Here is a 17313-nt window from a genome sequence, read left to right as displayed (position 1 = left end):
AGTTTGAAATTCAGTAAACGACATTTTGCTAAAACTATTACTTGGCGTATTATAGGGACATTGGATACTTTCCTGTTGTCGTGGTTTATATCTGGAAATGTTAAACTAGGTTCGCAGATAGCGTTTATGGAACTTATCACTAAGATGGTTCTTTATTACTTACATGAGCGGGCTTGGTTTAAATCGAAAATAGAATCGTCTAACAAGCGTCATATTTTAAAGACGTTTTCATGGCGTGCTGTCGGAACAATTGATACTTTTGTTTTAGGATGGATCGTTACAGGAAACCCTTTAACGGGTTTAAAAATTGGAGGTGCTGAGGTGCTTACAAAAATGGTATTGTATTTTGGACATGAGAAACTCTGGTACCGTATTGATTTTGGATTGGACAAAAGAAATAGAAGAAAACGATTAAACCAATTGAAAAAATCTAAAGAACTATGAGCTTAAACACGGTTAGGCACGATTATAAAATTAGTAAAATGGATCGGGAAAAACACCACGGTCATCGCTCATTTCTTCTATGGTTTACTGGGTTATCTGGGTCTGGAAAATCTACGCTTGCTAATTTGGTAGAAATGGAGCTTTATAAAAAAGGCATTTCCACCTTTAGTTTAGATGGGGATAATATTAGGCAGGGTATAAATAAAGACCTTAGTTTTGCTCCAGAAGATCGTACCGAAAATATTAGAAGAATAGCAGAAGTTGGTAACTTAATGGTCAATGCAGGTATAGTCACTTTGGCGGCTTTTGTTTCCCCATATATTAAGGATAGAGAAAATATTAAGACGATTGTTGGTGCGGAAAACTTTATTGAAATCTATATCAATACCTCTCTAGAAGAATGTGAACGTAGAGATGTAAAAGGCTTGTATAAAAAAGCGCGCGCAGGAGAAATAAAAAATATGACTGGAATTTCGGCACCTTACGAAGCGCCAATCCAACCCGATATTGAAATTATTACAGATGATCAACCGATAGAAGCATCGGTAAAAACTATATTAGACGTTATTGTTGAAAAATTAAAAATTGAATAATGAGCAATTATATTATTAATCACCTAAGAGAATTAGAATCTGAAGCCATCTTTGTAATTAGAGAGATTGCTGCGCAATTTGAAAACCCAGTATTACTATTTTCAGGAGGAAAAGATTCAATCTTATTAACCCATTTGGCGAAGAAAGCTTTCTTTCCAGCAAAGATACCGTTTCCATTAATTCATATTGATACGGGTCATAATTTTCCTGAAACGATTGCGTTTAGAGATGAATTAGTTGAAAAATTAGGTGTGACACTTATAGTTGGTTCAGTTCAAGAAGCAATTGATAAAGGTCGTGCGAAGGAAGAAACAGGTGCTGATGCCTCTCGTAATTCCCTTCAGATTGTGTCTCTTTTAGATACATTGGAAGAACACAAAGTTGATGCAGCCATGGGTGGTGCAAGACGTGATGAAGAAAAAGCACGAGCAAAAGAACGTTTCTTTTCACATCGAGATGAGTTTGGACAATGGGATCCAAAAAACCAAAGACCAGAATTATGGAACTTATTCAATGGTCGCAAAAACTATGGAGAACATTTTAGAGTGTTTCCAATTTCTAATTGGACAGAAATGGACGTTTGGGAATATATTAAATTAGAAAATATAGAATTACCATCATTGTATTTCTCTCACCAACGGGATTGTGTGGTTAGAGATGGTGTGATTTTAGCAAATTCTGAATTTATAACATTAAAAGAAGGTGAAGCTGTTGAGACTATGACGGTGCGATACCGAACTTGTGGTGATATGCCAATTACTGGTGCTGTTGAGTCTACCGCAGATGATTTAGATAAAATCATAGAAGAAATTGCAACAACGCGTACAACCGAACGTGGAGGTCGTGCTGATGATAAGCGCGCTGAAACAGCAATGGAAGATCGTAAAAAACAAGGTTACTTTTAAAAAAACAAATAGAAATTAGGTTGAGACTTTAGAAATCGAAATAAATACGATTAGAGAACTAAAGGCTGACAACTAACAACTAACACGGATTAAAAATGGATTATCAAGATATAGAATTATTACGTTTTACAACAGCGGGAAGTGTAGATGATGGAAAGAGTACATTAATAGGGCGTTTGCTTTACGATAGTAAGTCAATTTTTCAAGATCAGTTAGATGCGGTTGAAGCGTCTAGTAAAAGTAAAGGTTTTGATTATGTAGATTTATCTTTATTGACGGATGGTTTAAAATCTGAACGAGAGCAAGGCATTACCATAGATGTTGCGTATCGTTATTTCGCCACACCAAAACGTAAATTTATCATTGCAGATACACCAGGACATATTCAGTATACCCGAAATATGGTGACTGGAGCGTCTACGGCTAACTTAGCGATTATCCTTGTTGATGCGCGTAAAGGGATGTTAGAGCAAACGCACCGTCATGCATTTATTGCTTCGTTGTTACGTATACCACATGCTATTGTTTGTGTGAATAAAATGGATTTAGTGGATTATAGTGAAGAGGTGTACACTAATATTGTGGCAGACTTTAAAGCGTTTTCGTCTAAATTAGATATTAAGGATATTCAGTTTATTCCAATCTCAGCTTTAAATGGAGATAATGTAGTAAATCGATCGGAGAATATGGATTGGTATGATGGCAGCACGTTAATGTATCATTTAGAAACGGTTCATATTTCAAGCGATCATAATTTGGTAGACTGCCGTTTCCCAATTCAATCTGTTATTCGTCCACATACTTTAGATTACCAAGATTATCGCGGTTTTGCTGGTCGTATAGATGGAGGTATTTTTAAGCCTGGAGATAAGGTGAAATCACTGCCTTCTGGTTTTGTGACGACTATTAAAACCATTGAACTTAATGGAGAAGAAATAGCAGAAGCTTTTGCGCCGATGTCTGTGACGATGACCTTAGAGGATGAAATTGATAATAGCCGTGGCGATATGATTGTTCGTGAAAATAACGTCCCTCAAATTGGTCAGGATTTAGAAGTCTTAGTATCTTGGATGAGTACAACTCCAATGCAAGCACGTACTAAAGTGGTGATTAAGCACACAACTAATGAAACGGTTGGGATGATTAAAGAATTAAAATATAAGATTGATATTAATACCTTACATCGTATTGAAGGTATCGATAAGGTAGAAATGAATGATATTGCTCGACTTTCAATTAGAACGGCGAAACCTATCTTTTTTGACGCTTATAAAAAGAACCGCCAAACGGGAAGTATTATTATTATCGATGAACAAACCAATGAAACTATTGGTGCTGGGATGATTATTTAATGATGATGCAGTGATGCAGTGATGCGGTGATGCAGTGATGCGGTGATGGGGTGATGCGGTGAATCTTTAGAATAGGAATTTTAAAATTTTAAAAATGACTCATAAAGATTTAGAAGTTTATAAATTAGGTTTAAATTTAGTAGAGGATATTTATAAACGTACGAAGGGTTTTCCTGCATCTGAAAACGTTGGATTAACCTCTCAACTTAGAAGAGCAGCTGTTTCGTTGCCTTCAAATATAGCTGAGGGATCGAGTAGAGGTTCTACAAAGGATTTGATTCGATTTTTAAATATAGCATCGGGATCACTGGCGGAAATAGAAACGCAGTTAGTCATAGCAGAACGAATTTGGTATATAGCGTTCGATAATGCATTACAAGACAATATCATTACCATTAGAAAAATGCTATACCGTTTAAAACAGGCTTTAATAAAAAAACTAAGTAAGTAAAATGAATAATAAAAGCTCCAATCTAGCGAATCACCGCCTCACTGAATTACTACATGAAAGTATCGCCGCAGCGCTTGAAGCCGGTAAAGTAATTCTTGACATCTATAATTCCGATGATTTTGGAGTAGAAATTAAAGGGGATAACTCACCGTTAACCAAAGCCGATGTGGCATCACATAATGTTATTATGGAGCACCTAAGCGCAACAGATATTCCTGTGCTCTCTGAAGAAGGAAAAGCCATGCCGTATGCCGAACGTAAAGATTGGAATCAATTATGGATCGTAGATCCCATTGATGGAACAAAAGAGTTTATAAAGCGCAATGGAGAGTTTACAGTAAATATTGCGTTGATTGAAAATCAGAAAACGGTTATTGGAGTGATTTATGTCCCGGTTTTAAACGATTTATATTTTTCAACTTCAGAAATGGGAGCTTTTAAAGCGAAAGTAAATCTTGAAGATTATAATGTAGATGCTTTAGTACAACAAGGCCAAAAATTACCATTAGAGAGAGCAGATAAAACGTTCACTGTTGTGGCAAGTCGTTCTCATATGTCTCCTGAAACAGAAGACTATGTTAATGAAATGCGCCAAAAACATGGTGACGTAAAATTAATATCTAAGGGCAGCTCATTAAAATTATGTATGGTAGCAGAAGGACAAGCCGACTGTTACCCTAGATTTGCACCAACCATGGAATGGGATACAGCAGCAGGTCAAGCGATTTGCGAACACGCTGGCTTCGATGTTATAGATTGGGACACTAAAAAAACTATGTTATATAACAGAGAGGAGTTATTAAACCATTGGTTTTTGGTGAAGTAAGTGTACCAAAGTTAAAAAGTTAAGGCCAGGCAATACAAATAGAACTTAAGTCATAATGCAATCCGTAACGGTATATCTAATTAAAAAAAAATTAGAGAAACAATAAAAAATAAATGATTCGATTATTAATAGTTGTAGGTACCAGACCAAACTACATCAAAGTAACGCGGTTTAAGAAAGTTGCTGAGGAAAAGTTTAAAACGAAGTTTGATATAAAAATTGTGCATACAGGCCAGCATTTTGATAAGGCGATGGCTGACGATTTTTTTAGACAACTAGATATTTATCCCGATTTTTCTTTAAATATTCCAAGGAATTCTGCCAATAATCAAATTGGTGAAATTATGATTAGGTTAGAAGAAGTTATAAATACGTTTCAACCACATCTTATTCTTGTTCCAGGAGACGTCAATTCTACTCTAGCAGCTGCCATAACCGCAAATAAGATGGGGATTCCTTTAGGACATTTAGAGAGTGGACTAAGGAGCTGCGATAGAACCATGCCAGAAGAAATTAATCGATTATTAGTTGATGAGATTACTGATTATTTCTTTGTAACCGAACAAAGCGGTATCGATAATTTAATTAAAGAAGGTAAACCACAAAATCAGATTCATTTTGTTGGAAATACTATGATTGATACTTTGGTAGCTTTTGAAGATGCTATAAAATCTCAATCTGTTATAGAGGATTATGAGTTAGTAGCGAATGCATTTATTCTAATGACCATACATAGACCTGCAACAGTAGATCATAAGGAAGGCTTAGAACAATTGTATACTTTGCTTAAGGCGATAACTCAGAAGCATACAGTTGTTTTTCCGATGCATCCAAGAACTTTAAACAACATTACAAAGTTTGATTTAAAGGCTGATTTTGACAATTTAAAGCAATTGGTCATCACTGGACCTTTAGATTACTTTAGTTTTCAAAATCTAATTCACCATTGCAAAATGGTCTTAACTGATAGTGGAGGTATACAAGAAGAAACCACCTTTAAACTAAAACCATGTTTAACACTACGGCCAAATACAGAGCGTCCGATTACAATTACAGAAGGTTCCAATACCTTATTAGATTTTGATATCGCCGAAATAATGGAACATATAGAAACTATAGACCAAAACAGGTATAAAGACAGTGCTGTCCCTCAGTTTTGGGATGGGAAGGCTACTGAACGTATATTAGAGGTTATTGAAAATTTAGGACATACATCTTAATCTAATGGTTTGTAGAATGTTAAATTAAGCAGAGGATGTTGTTGTTCTTCAAATCTTAAAAAGTGAATTATATATAAGACATTATGCCATATTCTAAAAAATTAAATACATTATTTGTTCATATACCGAAATGTGCTGGTAAATCATTTGAAGTCGCGGTGGGTATGATTTCAAAAAGTGAAAGTCAAAAATATAAATGGCGATCATTTTTTAATAGAGCTTCAAAATATATGTTAACTCAAACGAGAGATAAAAATAGTTTGTCACGTCTTTGGGGAACTTTTGATATAAGTATTGCCTTGCAACATTTAACCTATACCGAAATTGAATTGTTAGGTTTATTAGGCCAGAATACCATGGAGAATGCTATTAAAGTTGCTATCGTTAGAAATTCCTATGATAGAGCGGTATCATCGTATTTACATATGGGTGGTGATCTCTCTTTTAAAGATTTCGTTAAAACGTATTACACTACGGAAGGTCGAGATCATAATGATTTAGCCCATAAAAGAACACAACTAGATTATTTAAGAAATAAGAAAGGTGAAATTGTGGTCGATAATATTTTAAGATTCGAAAACCTTAATGAAGATTTCAAGCGTTTTAAAGATAAATATAATTTAAAAGTAGATGAAATGCCTCATATAGGTAAACAGAGAGATAAGAAAAAGTATCAAGAGTTTTATTGCGATGAATCATTCGCTATTGTCAGTGAAGTGTTTAAAGAAGATATTGAATACTTTAATTTTAAAATGGATACAACAAATCTAACATAATACATTCTGGCGCGTAAAAAACGTTCAGTATTTTATTAAAATTTTACAGTTAACATAATAACTACAATAAGAAGCAAAAGTGCATGGTAAGTGATTCTACAAAAAGTATAATTTCAGGTTCTTTTTGGATGATGCTACAAACGGTTTCGCTAAAAGTGATTTCTTTTTTTAGCCAAATTCTTTTAGCACTTATTCTAATGCCAGAAGTCTTTGGTAAAGTAGCCTTAGTCACTGCGATTACTAATATTACATTTATAACGCAACAGTTTGGAATTCAGGATGTTTTAATCAGAAGAGGTAAGGCTTTTGGGCTTTGGTATGAAACGGCTAAGTCATTAACCCTTTTTGTGTCCATAATAGCGTTCGTCATCAGTTTGCTTATTGGTTGGCTCTACGGCTATTTTACAAATGATCTTGAAATATCTCTCTTAGTACTTATTTTATCTTTCAGTTTACCCTTTCAAGCCTTGTCTATTCTTCCTAATTCAAAGTTGAGAATTAATCTGGAATTTAAGTTCTTAGCACAGATTAAGGTTGTTGAATTATTATCCATTCAAGTGGGCATTATTTTGCTAGCACTATTAGATTTTGGTGTGTATAGTTTTGTGTATCCTGTTTTATTCGTCGCTATTATAAACTGTCTGTACCTCTATTATAAAACAAATATTCAATTTAATTTTAAATTGCATTTAAGAAAGTGGCGCATACTCTTTAATGACAGTCTGTATGGCTTCTATTTTGCCTTAGCGAGTAGAACGTCTTTCCAAATTGATTATATTATTCTTGGTTTCTTTGCAACGCAAGCAGAGGTCGGTTTATATTTTATGGCCTTCACGATTGCGGTTCAAGCGATTGGTTTGTTGGCGGCTAATTTACCCTCGGTGATATTTCCTACGTTAAATAAAATTAAACTTACAAATATTGAATTAGGTTTAAAATTACAAACATTAATTATTGTACTTTCTATTTTTGGTGCCATTTTAACAAGTTGGCAATTTTTTTGTGCGGAGTATTTGGTGCATCTATTCTTAAGTGAAAAATGGTTTTCTATAGTTAATTTAATACAAATTCTATCATTAGGGATGTTTTTTAGAATCCTTTCTTCACAATGGGTGGTGCCACTTAAACTCAATGGAGAATTTGATAAACTGGCAAGAATAGCTGCCATCTCATTAGTCGTGATGGTCGCCTTATTATTTCCTTTAGCTTATTTTTACAAAGCTTTGGGTATCGCTTACGGAGTATCCATCTATTATTTTGTGATATCGTTTTATCAATTGTACAAATCCTTAAAGAACTATGAAATTAACTTGCTTTCATTATTTTTAAAGACCAATATGCTCTTAGGGTTTAGCCTTATTGCGTTTTATGGATCTCATTTTTTGGCAGAATATATAATTGATGGATCAACAAAGCTTTTACTTGTTATAAAGTTAGTTATAACATCAGTAATTGGTCTGTTGTTCTTTGTGATTATGCTAAGATTATTTCATAAACAGTATTATTTTACAGTTGCTGATAAAATTAAATCCCTGAAAAAATAGAAGTATGAAATTGGGATTATTAATTATTGTTTTGATTCTAGCTTTTTTTTTGCATTTAGTTAGAATGATATGTTAAAATGTTTAAATTTCTTAAACGATACTGCAACATTGTTGGGGTCAGCTATGAATAATTACTTAATCGTAACAAATAGATTTTTTTATGAATTTCTAGTTACACCTATTAAAACCAAATAAACGTGCAGGATTATTTTTATATATCATTGGCCTTCTTAATATTTGTTTTTTTTTATAGTAAAAAGAAAAGAAAACTTAAATATTTTTCATTTTCATTTATAGGACCGTTAATAATATTTTTGCAATATTTCGCTAGTTATTTTGAGAGCATATTAAAAGGTCATAAATATGAATCAAATATATTAAGAAGTTATAATATTGAGGTAGGTCTGACATTTGCATTACTTTCGATTCTAGCCTTTTTTATTGGTTTTAATTTAAAGAAGGAGAAATTTAGATTAAACTCATCTATCGATTTTAGTATTAATTTATTTAGTAATAGGATTTTATATTTGGTTTTAATATTTACACTAATTTTTACTTTAGTTATCTTAGGTGGTATTCAAAATGCATTATTTAGTATATATGATAGAGGTGATTGGAATAATATGTTATTTGCTTTCAGCCCTGTTGTTGTTAGTACGTTAATGGTTGCAAGTACTATTATATTTCCTATAATAATTTTGTATGCAGCAACAGGTATTGTCTTGAAGCCTAAATCTAAAGTTTTGTTATATTGTATAGGAGCTGCAGCATCCATTACTTTCTGGTATGAATTCAGCAGAGGTTCTGGGATTTTTTTCATGCTTATCCCTATTGCAGATTATCTGATTAATAAAAAAATTAAATTATCAAAATTCATTTTATTATTCACTATATCTATGTATTTGTCTTTCATAGGTTTTACACAAAGAAAATATTATAAAGGCGGTGTTGCTAATTATATTTATGCCGTGTTTCAACCTAAATTTGATGATCAAAGTCGTACAATTTTTAAAGAGGAATTTAAGCCTGTTTTTGCTTCGATTGATGCACTCCCAAGTTTTACAGTTAAGGTTGATGACAAGCATAATGATCAGGAAACGTCATTTTCGTTGCTTTTCAAATTATTATATAATTTAAATCCCTTTCCTCAATTCATTATGAAACCATATCCCATAGGTAAAGACTTAAAGGATATGATAGGTGTTGATTACGGAATTACTACACCTGCACTTGCCGAAATATACTACGTTATGAATTATTTCGGGGTTGTATTAGTTTTTTGTATAGGATATTTATTTTCTTATTTCGAAAGGAATGCATTGAATCAAAATCAATTTATATTAGTTCTTACATATGTGTTTTTATTAATTGCTTTGGTATTATCATCTCATAGCGGATTAAGACCTGTATTAAAGATTATATGGTACCTTGTTCTCTTTAAGTTTTTTTTGAAGAAGATAGGTGTTGTTAACTAAAATTAGTTCTTTAAACTAAATCTTAGGTAGAATAGTTTTTTTAGAGTTTATATTTTTAATTTATTTGTTACCTTAATTAAAGTATTGATATGAAAATTAAATTAAATAGCTGTAAATAATAAAATATGTACATGAGTAAATTTTAATTAGTAACGAAAAATGAATAAAAAATATCTACTATCAGTACTAACCTCTAGGCGTCAATATGACGTCGCCAAAATATTGGATGAATCGGATGCACTGCTATATCTAAATACGGATGCTTATTACGATAGAAAGTCGAACTTTAGTAAACTTTTGGACATTATTAATTTTAAAAAGGAACAAAAAGCATATATGTCTTATAGAACAGGTATTGACTATGATAAAGTTGAAAGTTCTTGGTATGTAGGATTAATGTTCAAGCTATTATTAAAAAAGTTATCCGCAAAAAAGAAATATGTATCACTATTGTTTGCGTACAGGTTATTAAATAAAAAAGCGATTAGATTATTGTCTCAACATAAGGCAATCAATGCCTTTTATGGGTATGATTCTGGATGTATAGAAACTCTGCAGTGGATAAATAATAATCGTACTAAAAATGTTTACGTGGTTTTAGAACAATGTATAGTTCCGAGGCGCGCCCAAATTGAAACCTTTGAATATTTAAAAAAAGAATTTGGAATTCATATAGATCACATTTTACCCACCTTAAAAATTCTTAAAGAAAGGGAAGAAAGTGAATGGGCGCTTGCAAATAAGATATTAGCCCCTTCTTTATATGTCTATGATGAGCTAATTAGAGCGGGCGCAGATAAAGAAAAGCTAACTATAGTACCTTATGGTTACCAAAATAAGGTTGAGTTTGCTGTAAGAGAGGCAAATCTTACTTCTAAGTTCGAAACAGAAAAACCTTTGAAAATCATTTTCGTTGGAAATGCTGGATTTAGAAAAGGTATTCATGATTTTATCAATGTAGCCAAAGCCTGCTCTGAAGAAAACTGTGAATTTTTTGTTATTGGTAATATTGAGACTGATGCCATAGACTGGCTAAATGCTAATAAATCTGATAATATTACATTTTTGGGGAAATTGAATAAAGAAAAGTTAAATATAGAATACAAAACAGCAGATGTCTTTTTCTTTCCTTCTTACTTGGAAGGATTAGCTATGGTTGGCTTAGAAGCATTAAGTTGGGGATTACCGACTTTAACAACTAATGAGTCTGGTTCCGTTATTAAAAGTGGACAGGAAGGTTATATCTATAAAGCTGGTGAGGTTGCAGAAATGACAACGGGCTTAAAAAATATGATTGCCGATAAAGATTTGAGGAGAACGATGGCCTTTAATGCTCTTAAACGAAGTGAAGAATTTACTCATGGAGAATATGAAAAAAAATTAGTAAAAGAATTATTATGACAACTGATAAAAGTCAAGAGTCTATAGGGGTCTTAAAAAATCAAAAAATCTCATTTAAAAAGAGCGTTTTTATTTTAATGTATTACACTGTAGCAAAGCATTTAATAGATACTCCGTTACCTGGTAGTGGTTTGGCCATGCGATTTAGAGCTTTTCTATGTAAGCGCATATTTAAATCTTATAAAGGCTATTTTAAAGTGCATGCCGATGTTGATTTTGGAAGTGGTATTAATGTTGAAATTGGCAACAATTCATCTTTAAATAGAGGGGCTTGGATAGGTAATGATACCGTCATAGGAGATGATGTAATGATGGGGCCAGAAGTGTCCATACTCTCCGGTAGTCATAATTTTGATAGAACAGATATCCCAATGACGCAGCAGGGAGCTCCTCCAAGGTTACCTGTAATTATAGGAAACGATGTATGGATAGGTACCAGAACTATTATTTTGCCAGGTGTTAAGATTGGAAGTCACTCCATTATTGGCTCTGGTAGCATTGTTACTAAAGATGTGCCAGACTGGGCCATATATGCTGGTAATCCAGCTAAACTAATCAAATACAGAAAAGAAATTAATGACTAAAGTAGCCCTTTTAACTGGTACGAATTCGAGAAATGCGGGAGGTCTTTTTAATAGTGTAAAAAGCTTAGCGAAAAGTATTGTAGCTGCAGATGATGCTTTGGACCTAAGTGTCATTTCGCATAACGACGAATACACTGAAGAAGACTTAGCGTCTTGGGGTGACTTAAAAATGCCTATTTATAACGTCATAGGGCCTAAGAATTTTGCCTATTCTAAAGATTTAAAAGGTGTTTTAAAAAGTAATAATCCAGATATTATACATCAGCAGGGGATATGGACTTATGCGTCACATTGTGCATTAGCTCAAAAAAGACAATCGCATACCAAAACCATTATTACACCAAGAGGCATGTTAGATCCTTGGGCTATTAATAATTCTAAACTAAAGAAGAAGCTTGTAGGGCATTGGTTTGAATATGCCAATCTTAAAGGTGCAGATTGTATCCATGCGCTTTGTGAATCGGAATACCAGTCTATTCGTAATTTAGGCCTAAAGAATCCTGTAGCCATCATTCCTAATGGAATTTATTTACCAGAGGATTTAGAAATCAAACAAAAACACCATATTAAAGGGGTTGAAGACAAAAAAGTATTGCTCTTTATTAGTCGAGTCCACCCTAAAAAAGGCTTAGAGTTTAGTCTTGAGGTTTTTAAGAATATTCAGGAAACAGCACCTCATTTATTGTCTAACTGGGAATTTAGAATTGCAGGATGGTCTCAAAATGGGCATCAAGAAGCACTTGAAGAAAAATGCAAGGAGTATAAGTTAAGCAATTTTGTAAAATTTATTGGACCAGTGTATGGTGAGGCCAAGGAAAAAGAGTTGTTACATGCGGATGCTTTTATTTTGCCGTCTTATAGCGAAGGTTTGCCCATGTCGGTCTTGGAAGCGTGGTCTTATAAACTTCCGGTATTGATGACGCCAGAATGTAATATTCCAGAAGGTTTCGAAAATGAGGCGAGTATTCAGATTAATCACAATCTAGAGCATACTACAAAAATTATAAAACAGGTTCTAAATTCTGAATACGATCTTACTCGTTATGGTGAAAATGGTTATAATTTGGTAAAAAATAAATTTACTTGGGGTAATATTGCAAACCAAACCTTAAGTTTGTACCATTGGTTATTGAACCCAAATGAGATACCAGATTTTATAAAGTTAGATTAGATTTTGAATACTATAGACCTTTCAACCTACAATAATAAGTTTAGCTTCCTGAACAAGCTAAAACGCTTACTATGGACAATAGTTTGGTTTTTATTAGCAAAACCTTTTCCGCGACGTTTTGCTAATAGCTGGAAACTCTTTCTACTAAGGGGTTTTGGAGCTAAAGTTCATAAAACTGCTGTAGTGTATTCTTCTGTAAAAATCTATGCACCTTGGAATTTAGAAATGAAAGAACACGCGTGTATGGCTCCAGAGGTTGATTGCTATAATGTTGATAAAATAGTCATTGGAGCGCATGCCATTGTATCTCAAAAATCGTATTTGTGTACCGCGTCTCATGATGTTCAGAAAAGTGACTACCCATTAATTACAAAACCAATTATTATTAAAGATCAAGCTTGGGTTGGTGCTGGGGCATATATCAATATGGGGGTTGAAATTGGTGAGGGTGCCGTAGTTGGTGCAACAGCATCAGTTTATAAGAATATTGAACCCTGGGTTATTGTAGGCGGCAATCCTGCAAAATTCATAAAAGAAAGAAAGCTTAATGGATAGTAAAATTCCTGTTACCGTAATTATCTCTGTTAAAAACGAAGAACTGAATCTCCCGGATTGTTTGGATAAGCTAACTTCTTTTTCTGAAGTTATTGTAGTAGATTCTATGAGTACTGATAAAACTCCAGAAATTGTGCGTTCACACAACCACCAGTTGGTTAATTTTGAATGGAACGGTAAATTTCCTAAAAAAAGAAACTGGACCTTGAGAAACGTAGCGCTTAAAAATGACTGGTTGTTATTTTTAGATGCAGATGAAATGTTGACACTAAGCTTTATTGATGAACTTAAAACAACCATCGCTAATACTACACACAATTCGTTTTGGCTAAACTATAATAACTTTTTTATGGGCCATGAATTGAAGTATGGTGATAAAATGAAAAAGTTGGCTTTGTTTAAGAAAGGTTGTGGTGAATATGAAAAAATAGAAGAAGATAGTTGGTCTCATTTAGATATGGAAATTCATGAACACCCGATTATTGAGGGAAGTTCGGGGCACATAAAAAGTCCTATTATACACAACGATTATAAAGGTTTAGAACATTATATCGCTAAACATAATGCCTACTCCTCTTGGGAAGCTAAACGTTTTATGTCTTTAGAAGCAAATAATTTAGAGAGTTTTACGAAGCGACAAAAAGTAAAATATAATTTAATAAATACAGGTTTATTACCTTTTGTTTATTTTTTCTATTCTTATTTTATAAAACTAGGTATATTTGACGGCAAATCAGGATATTATTTGGCCAAGTATAAAGCCAATTATTTTTTACAAATACAAACTAAAATCAAAGAATTAAAATCCAACCAATGAAGAAAATATTAGTTACAGGAGGGGCAGGTTTTGTAGGTTCACATTTATGTGAACGCTTGCTAAACGAAGGGAATGAAGTTATTTGTTTAGACAATTACTTCACAGGTTCTAAAGGCAATATAGAACATTTAATGGATCATCATTACTTTGAATTGGTGCGTCATGATATTATAAATCCGTATATGATTGAAGTTGATGAGATCTATAATTTGGCTTGTCCAGCATCACCAGTACATTATCAATACAATCCCATAAAAACGATAAAGACTTCGGTTATGGGAGCCATAAACATGTTAGGCTTAGCAAAACGTGTAAATGCAAAAATACTTCAAGCTTCTACCAGTGAGGTTTATGGTGACCCTAACGTTCACCCACAACCAGAGAGTTATTGGGGACATGTTAATCCTATAGGCTTAAGATCGTGTTATGATGAAGGTAAACGATGTGCGGAAACGCTGTTTATGGATTATCACAATCAAAATGAGGTTGATATCAAAATTATAAGAATTTTTAATACCTACGGACCAAGAATGCATCCTCAAGATGGTAGAGTTGTGTCTAATTTTATAGTTCAAGCGCTTAAAGGTGATGCTATTACTATTTACGGAGACGGAACCCAAACTAGAAGTTTTCAGTATGTCGATGATTTGGTTGAAGGAACGATTCGCATGATGGGGAGTAGAGATGGTTTTAAAGGGCCTGTGAATATTGGAAATCCAGTAGAATTTACCATGTTAGAATTGGCACAAGAAGTGGTTGATCTTACCAATTCTAAGTCTAAGATTACCCATATGCCTTTGCCTCAAGACGACCCTATGCAGCGTAAGCCAGATATCAGTTTAGCACATAAAGAGTTGAACGGATGGGAACCAAAAGTACAACTGCGAGAAGGTCTAGGACATACTATTAAATATTTTGATAATTTATTAAAATCATAATCAACCAAAAGACTAATTATTAAGACTAGAGTGTTATAAAGTTATAACACTCTAGTCTTATTTATTTAAAACCCTGATCATTAGGATTAGACTTGTTTTCGAACATTAGTTTAAGTATATTGTAATATTATGTTAAAATTGGAGATTTAATTGTTAAATTTGCATTGATTTTAAGCATGATAATAAAGTTTACTAATAGAATGATAAAGGTATTATTAGTTTAAAAGCGAACATATAGGCAATGAAAGTTTCCATAATTACAGCAACATATAATAGTGCTGAGACCATAGCTGTGTGTATGGCATCAGTATTAAATCAAACTTATTCTAATATTGAATATATCATTGTAGATGGTGGATCTAAAGATGCTACAATTGAAGTTATCAAGAAAGCAACAACATCCAATACAAATGTTGTTTTTAAATCGGAACCAGATCAAGGGATTTATGACGCTCTCAATAAAGGAGTTCAGCGTGCTACAGGAGATGTAATTGGATTTGTACATTCTGATGACTTTCTTGCGAATCCAAATATTATAGCTGATATCGTTGAACAATTTACTACAGAAGGGGTGGATGGAGTTTACGGAGATTTACATTATGTAGCCTTTGATGATACGGATAAGATTATTCGTAATTGGGTGAGTCAACCCTTTACTAAAAAATTATTAAAACAAGGCTGGATGCCTGCACATCCGACCTTATTTTTGAAAAAACATATCTATGACACCTATGGTAGCTTTAATATTAATTATAAAATCGCTGCCGATTACGACTTTATTTTAAGAATTTTTAAGCAAGCTGACTTAAGGTTTTTCTACTTAAATAAAACGATTATTAAGATGCGCGTGGGTGGAGTTAGTAATAACAGTATAAAGAATATTATAAAAAAAACTAAGGAAGATTTGAAGGCTGTTCGAGGTAATGATATAGGAGGTTTTGGAACTATTTTTCTGAAAAATGTTACAAAGCTAAAACAATTTAAATCAAAGAACTGAGGTTTAATCGTCCTTAACAATAAAGACATATAGGTTTGTAATTTTTATTGCAAATTTGACATTTAATTATCTACAATCCCAAATTTATGGTAAAAGAACTTCTTGATAATTTTAATCCTAGTAACTATATCGGCTGGTTGGCTTTAGTCTCTGCTTTAGTAGCACTGATTGTTTCGGCAACGAGTTATCCTGCTATTCTAAATGTAGCCAAAGCAAAAAATTTAATTGCGACCTCCGATTCAAGGAGTAGTCACTCAGGAAGTGTACCGAATTTAGGGGGTATAGGTATTTATTTGGGTATTGTTGTTACTATAACTATTGTAGGAGCTTTATTAGATACTAAAAGTTTGTTACTTGTTTTAGGTAGTATAACCATACTATTTTTTTTAGGGCTTAAAGATGATATTTTAGTATTATCACCCCTTAAGAAATTTACAGGCCAGTTACTTGCAGCATTATTATTAATAGTTTTTACAGATACGCGTATATTGGGATTGTCAGGGATTTTGGGGATTACCATTTTACCTTATACGTTATCCGTACTGTTTACACTATTTGTATATGTATTGGTTATTAATGCTTTCAATCTTATTGATGGTGTAGACGGTTTAGCGGGTTCATTAGCGTTGATGGCGTGTTTGGCTTTTGGCTATGTGTTTTTTAGATACAAGGATATTAGTATGGTGGTCTTGGCAGCAGCGTTAGTAGGAGCTCTCATTCCATTCTTGCGCTTAAACTTTTCGAAACGCAAAAAAATGTTTATGGGAGATACGGGATCTATGATTATTGGGTTTATAATTGGGGTCTTTGCTGTGCGTTTTATTGGCAGTTCTGAAATGTCAGCAACAAGTAATTATCATAATTCATCGCCGATATTAGTTTTGTCCTTTTTGTTTTTTCCATTGTTAGATACGTTAAGAATCTTCTTTATTCGCTTAGTCATCCATAAAAAAAGTCCCTTTTCCGCAGATAAGAATCATTTACACCATCGCTTTTTATTTTTAGGATTTTCTCACAAACAGACAACGGCAATGATTGTTTTTGTAAATGCGTTATTAATCGTGTCTACCTATTTATTTAGAAACTGTGAAATCCACGTTCAACTTTGTATACTTTTAGCTGTGGGTACTATTTTGTATTCTCTTTATTTTATCTATGATTGGTTAAAGTCAGATAATAAAAAGCCAGAGGCTCTAAATAACAATTAATTAGGTTGTAAATTAATCCTTTGTTGCTAGCGATATTGCCCTTATATTTGCCAGAT

The 17313-nt window shown here is 33.1% G+C and carries 17 protein-coding genes and 1 pseudogene; all 18 read left to right on the top strand.

From position 1 onward, the window contains the following. The first annotated feature begins 3 nt into the window (after positions 1-3). Positions 4-444, top strand: a complete 441-nt coding sequence (locus tag KO515_RS05040) for a DUF2061 domain-containing protein (protein ID WP_215935285.1) — start codon at positions 4-6, stop codon at positions 442-444. Next, positions 441-1037 carry an adenylyl-sulfate kinase gene (cysC, locus tag KO515_RS05035; protein WP_215935284.1) on the top strand — a complete coding sequence of 199 codons (597 nt, stop codon included), beginning with the start codon at positions 441-443 and terminating at the stop codon, positions 1035-1037. The genes KO515_RS05040 and cysC overlap by 4 nt, the downstream gene beginning before the upstream one ends. Then, positions 1037-1942 (top strand): sulfate adenylyltransferase subunit CysD, encoded by a 906-nt coding sequence (gene cysD / locus KO515_RS05030; RefSeq protein ID WP_215935283.1) that lies wholly within the window; start codon positions 1037-1039, stop codon positions 1940-1942. The genes cysC and cysD overlap by 1 nt, the downstream gene beginning before the upstream one ends. Positions 1943-2037: 95 nt before the next feature. Next, a complete protein-coding gene (locus KO515_RS05025; RefSeq protein WP_215935282.1) occupies positions 2038-3294 on the top strand; it encodes a sulfate adenylyltransferase subunit 1 in 1257 nt (418 codons plus the stop codon). Between the two features lie 94 nt (positions 3295-3388). Further along, positions 3389-3745, top strand: coding sequence for a four helix bundle protein (locus KO515_RS05020; protein ID WP_215935281.1), 357 nt, complete (start codon positions 3389-3391; stop codon positions 3743-3745). Between the two features lies 1 nt (position 3746). Next, complete coding sequence (gene cysQ / locus KO515_RS05015; RefSeq protein ID WP_215935280.1) at positions 3747-4571, top strand: 3'(2'),5'-bisphosphate nucleotidase CysQ; 825 nt, start codon at positions 3747-3749, stop codon at positions 4569-4571. A gap of 113 nt (positions 4572-4684) precedes the next feature. Then, the gene (wecB, locus tag KO515_RS05010; RefSeq protein ID WP_215935279.1) at positions 4685-5791 is read left to right on the top strand and encodes a non-hydrolyzing UDP-N-acetylglucosamine 2-epimerase; all 1107 of its coding nucleotides are present in this window, start codon (positions 4685-4687) and stop codon (positions 5789-5791) included. A gap of 83 nt (positions 5792-5874) precedes the next feature. Next, positions 5875-6567, top strand: a complete 693-nt coding sequence (locus KO515_RS05005; RefSeq protein ID WP_215935278.1) for a sulfotransferase family 2 domain-containing protein — start codon at positions 5875-5877, stop codon at positions 6565-6567. A gap of 83 nt (positions 6568-6650) precedes the next feature. Beyond that, entirely contained in the window at positions 6651-8111 is a 1461-nt protein-coding gene (locus KO515_RS05000) for an oligosaccharide flippase family protein (protein ID WP_215935277.1), read from the top strand. A 197-nt stretch (positions 8112-8308) separates the two neighbouring features. Continuing rightward, on the top strand, positions 8309-9586 hold the full coding sequence (locus KO515_RS04995; RefSeq protein WP_215935276.1) for an O-antigen polymerase: 1278 nt from the start codon (positions 8309-8311) through the stop codon (positions 9584-9586). Between the two features lie 159 nt (positions 9587-9745). Continuing rightward, complete coding sequence (locus tag KO515_RS04990; RefSeq protein ID WP_215935275.1) at positions 9746-10987, top strand: glycosyltransferase family 4 protein; 1242 nt, start codon at positions 9746-9748, stop codon at positions 10985-10987. A gap of 407 nt (positions 10988-11394) precedes the next feature. Then, positions 11395-11553: pseudogene (locus KO515_RS18960) on the top strand (DapH/DapD/GlmU-related protein); the annotation flags it as partial. A 10-nt stretch (positions 11554-11563) separates the two neighbouring features. Beyond that, on the top strand, positions 11564-12742 hold the full coding sequence (locus KO515_RS04980; RefSeq protein ID WP_215935273.1) for a glycosyltransferase: 1179 nt from the start codon (positions 11564-11566) through the stop codon (positions 12740-12742). A gap of 3 nt (positions 12743-12745) precedes the next feature. Further along, entirely contained in the window at positions 12746-13297 is a 552-nt protein-coding gene (locus tag KO515_RS04975) for a putative colanic acid biosynthesis acetyltransferase (protein WP_215935272.1), read from the top strand. After that, a complete protein-coding gene (locus KO515_RS04970; protein ID WP_215935271.1) occupies positions 13290-14114 on the top strand; it encodes a glycosyltransferase family 2 protein in 825 nt (274 codons plus the stop codon). Before KO515_RS04975 ends, KO515_RS04970 begins: the two co-directional genes overlap by 8 nt. After that, positions 14111-15052: a UDP-glucuronic acid decarboxylase family protein gene (locus KO515_RS04965; protein ID WP_215935270.1), complete on the top strand. Its 942-nt coding sequence runs from the start codon at positions 14111-14113 to the stop codon at positions 15050-15052. The genes KO515_RS04970 and KO515_RS04965 overlap by 4 nt, the downstream gene beginning before the upstream one ends. A gap of 241 nt (positions 15053-15293) precedes the next feature. Further along, a complete protein-coding gene (locus KO515_RS04960) occupies positions 15294-16049 on the top strand; it encodes a glycosyltransferase family 2 protein (RefSeq protein WP_215935269.1) in 756 nt (251 codons plus the stop codon). A gap of 86 nt (positions 16050-16135) precedes the next feature. Further along, entirely contained in the window at positions 16136-17257 is a 1122-nt protein-coding gene (locus tag KO515_RS04955; protein WP_215935268.1) for an MraY family glycosyltransferase, read from the top strand. The last annotated feature ends 56 nt before the right edge of the window (positions 17258-17313 follow it).

Source organism: Winogradskyella psychrotolerans (assembly GCF_018860545.1).
In the GTDB taxonomy this organism is placed as follows: domain Bacteria; phylum Bacteroidota; class Bacteroidia; order Flavobacteriales; family Flavobacteriaceae; genus Winogradskyella; species Winogradskyella psychrotolerans_A.
This window is presented reverse-complemented; position numbering and strand designations above follow the sequence as displayed.

Bases quoted from the DNA above. Each gene is read 5' to 3' on its own strand.
- cysC (WP_215935284.1), top strand. From the start codon at position 441: ATGAGCTTAAACACGGTTAGGCACGATTATAAAATTAGTAAAATGGAT.
- cysD (WP_215935283.1), top strand. From the start codon at position 1,037: ATGAGCAATTATATTATTAATCACCTAAGAGAATTAGAATCTGAAGCC.
- KO515_RS05025 (WP_215935282.1), top strand. From the start codon at position 2,038: ATGGATTATCAAGATATAGAATTATTACGTTTTACAACAGCGGGAAGT.
- KO515_RS05020 (WP_215935281.1), top strand. From the start codon at position 3,389: ATGACTCATAAAGATTTAGAAGTTTATAAATTAGGTTTAAATTTAGTA.
- cysQ (WP_215935280.1), top strand. From the start codon at position 3,747: ATGAATAATAAAAGCTCCAATCTAGCGAATCACCGCCTCACTGAATTA.
- wecB (WP_215935279.1), top strand. From the start codon at position 4,685: ATGATTCGATTATTAATAGTTGTAGGTACCAGACCAAACTACATCAAA.
- KO515_RS05005 (WP_215935278.1), top strand. From the start codon at position 5,875: ATGCCATATTCTAAAAAATTAAATACATTATTTGTTCATATACCGAAA.
- KO515_RS05000 (WP_215935277.1), top strand. From the start codon at position 6,651: ATGGTAAGTGATTCTACAAAAAGTATAATTTCAGGTTCTTTTTGGATG.
- KO515_RS04990 (WP_215935275.1), top strand. From the start codon at position 9,746: ATGAATAAAAAATATCTACTATCAGTACTAACCTCTAGGCGTCAATAT.
- KO515_RS04980 (WP_215935273.1), top strand. From the start codon at position 11,564: ATGACTAAAGTAGCCCTTTTAACTGGTACGAATTCGAGAAATGCGGGA.
- KO515_RS04970 (WP_215935271.1), top strand. From the start codon at position 13,290: ATGGATAGTAAAATTCCTGTTACCGTAATTATCTCTGTTAAAAACGAA.
- KO515_RS04965 (WP_215935270.1), top strand. From the start codon at position 14,111: ATGAAGAAAATATTAGTTACAGGAGGGGCAGGTTTTGTAGGTTCACAT.
- KO515_RS04960 (WP_215935269.1), top strand. From the start codon at position 15,294: ATGAAAGTTTCCATAATTACAGCAACATATAATAGTGCTGAGACCATA.
- KO515_RS04955 (WP_215935268.1), top strand. From the start codon at position 16,136: ATGGTAAAAGAACTTCTTGATAATTTTAATCCTAGTAACTATATCGGC.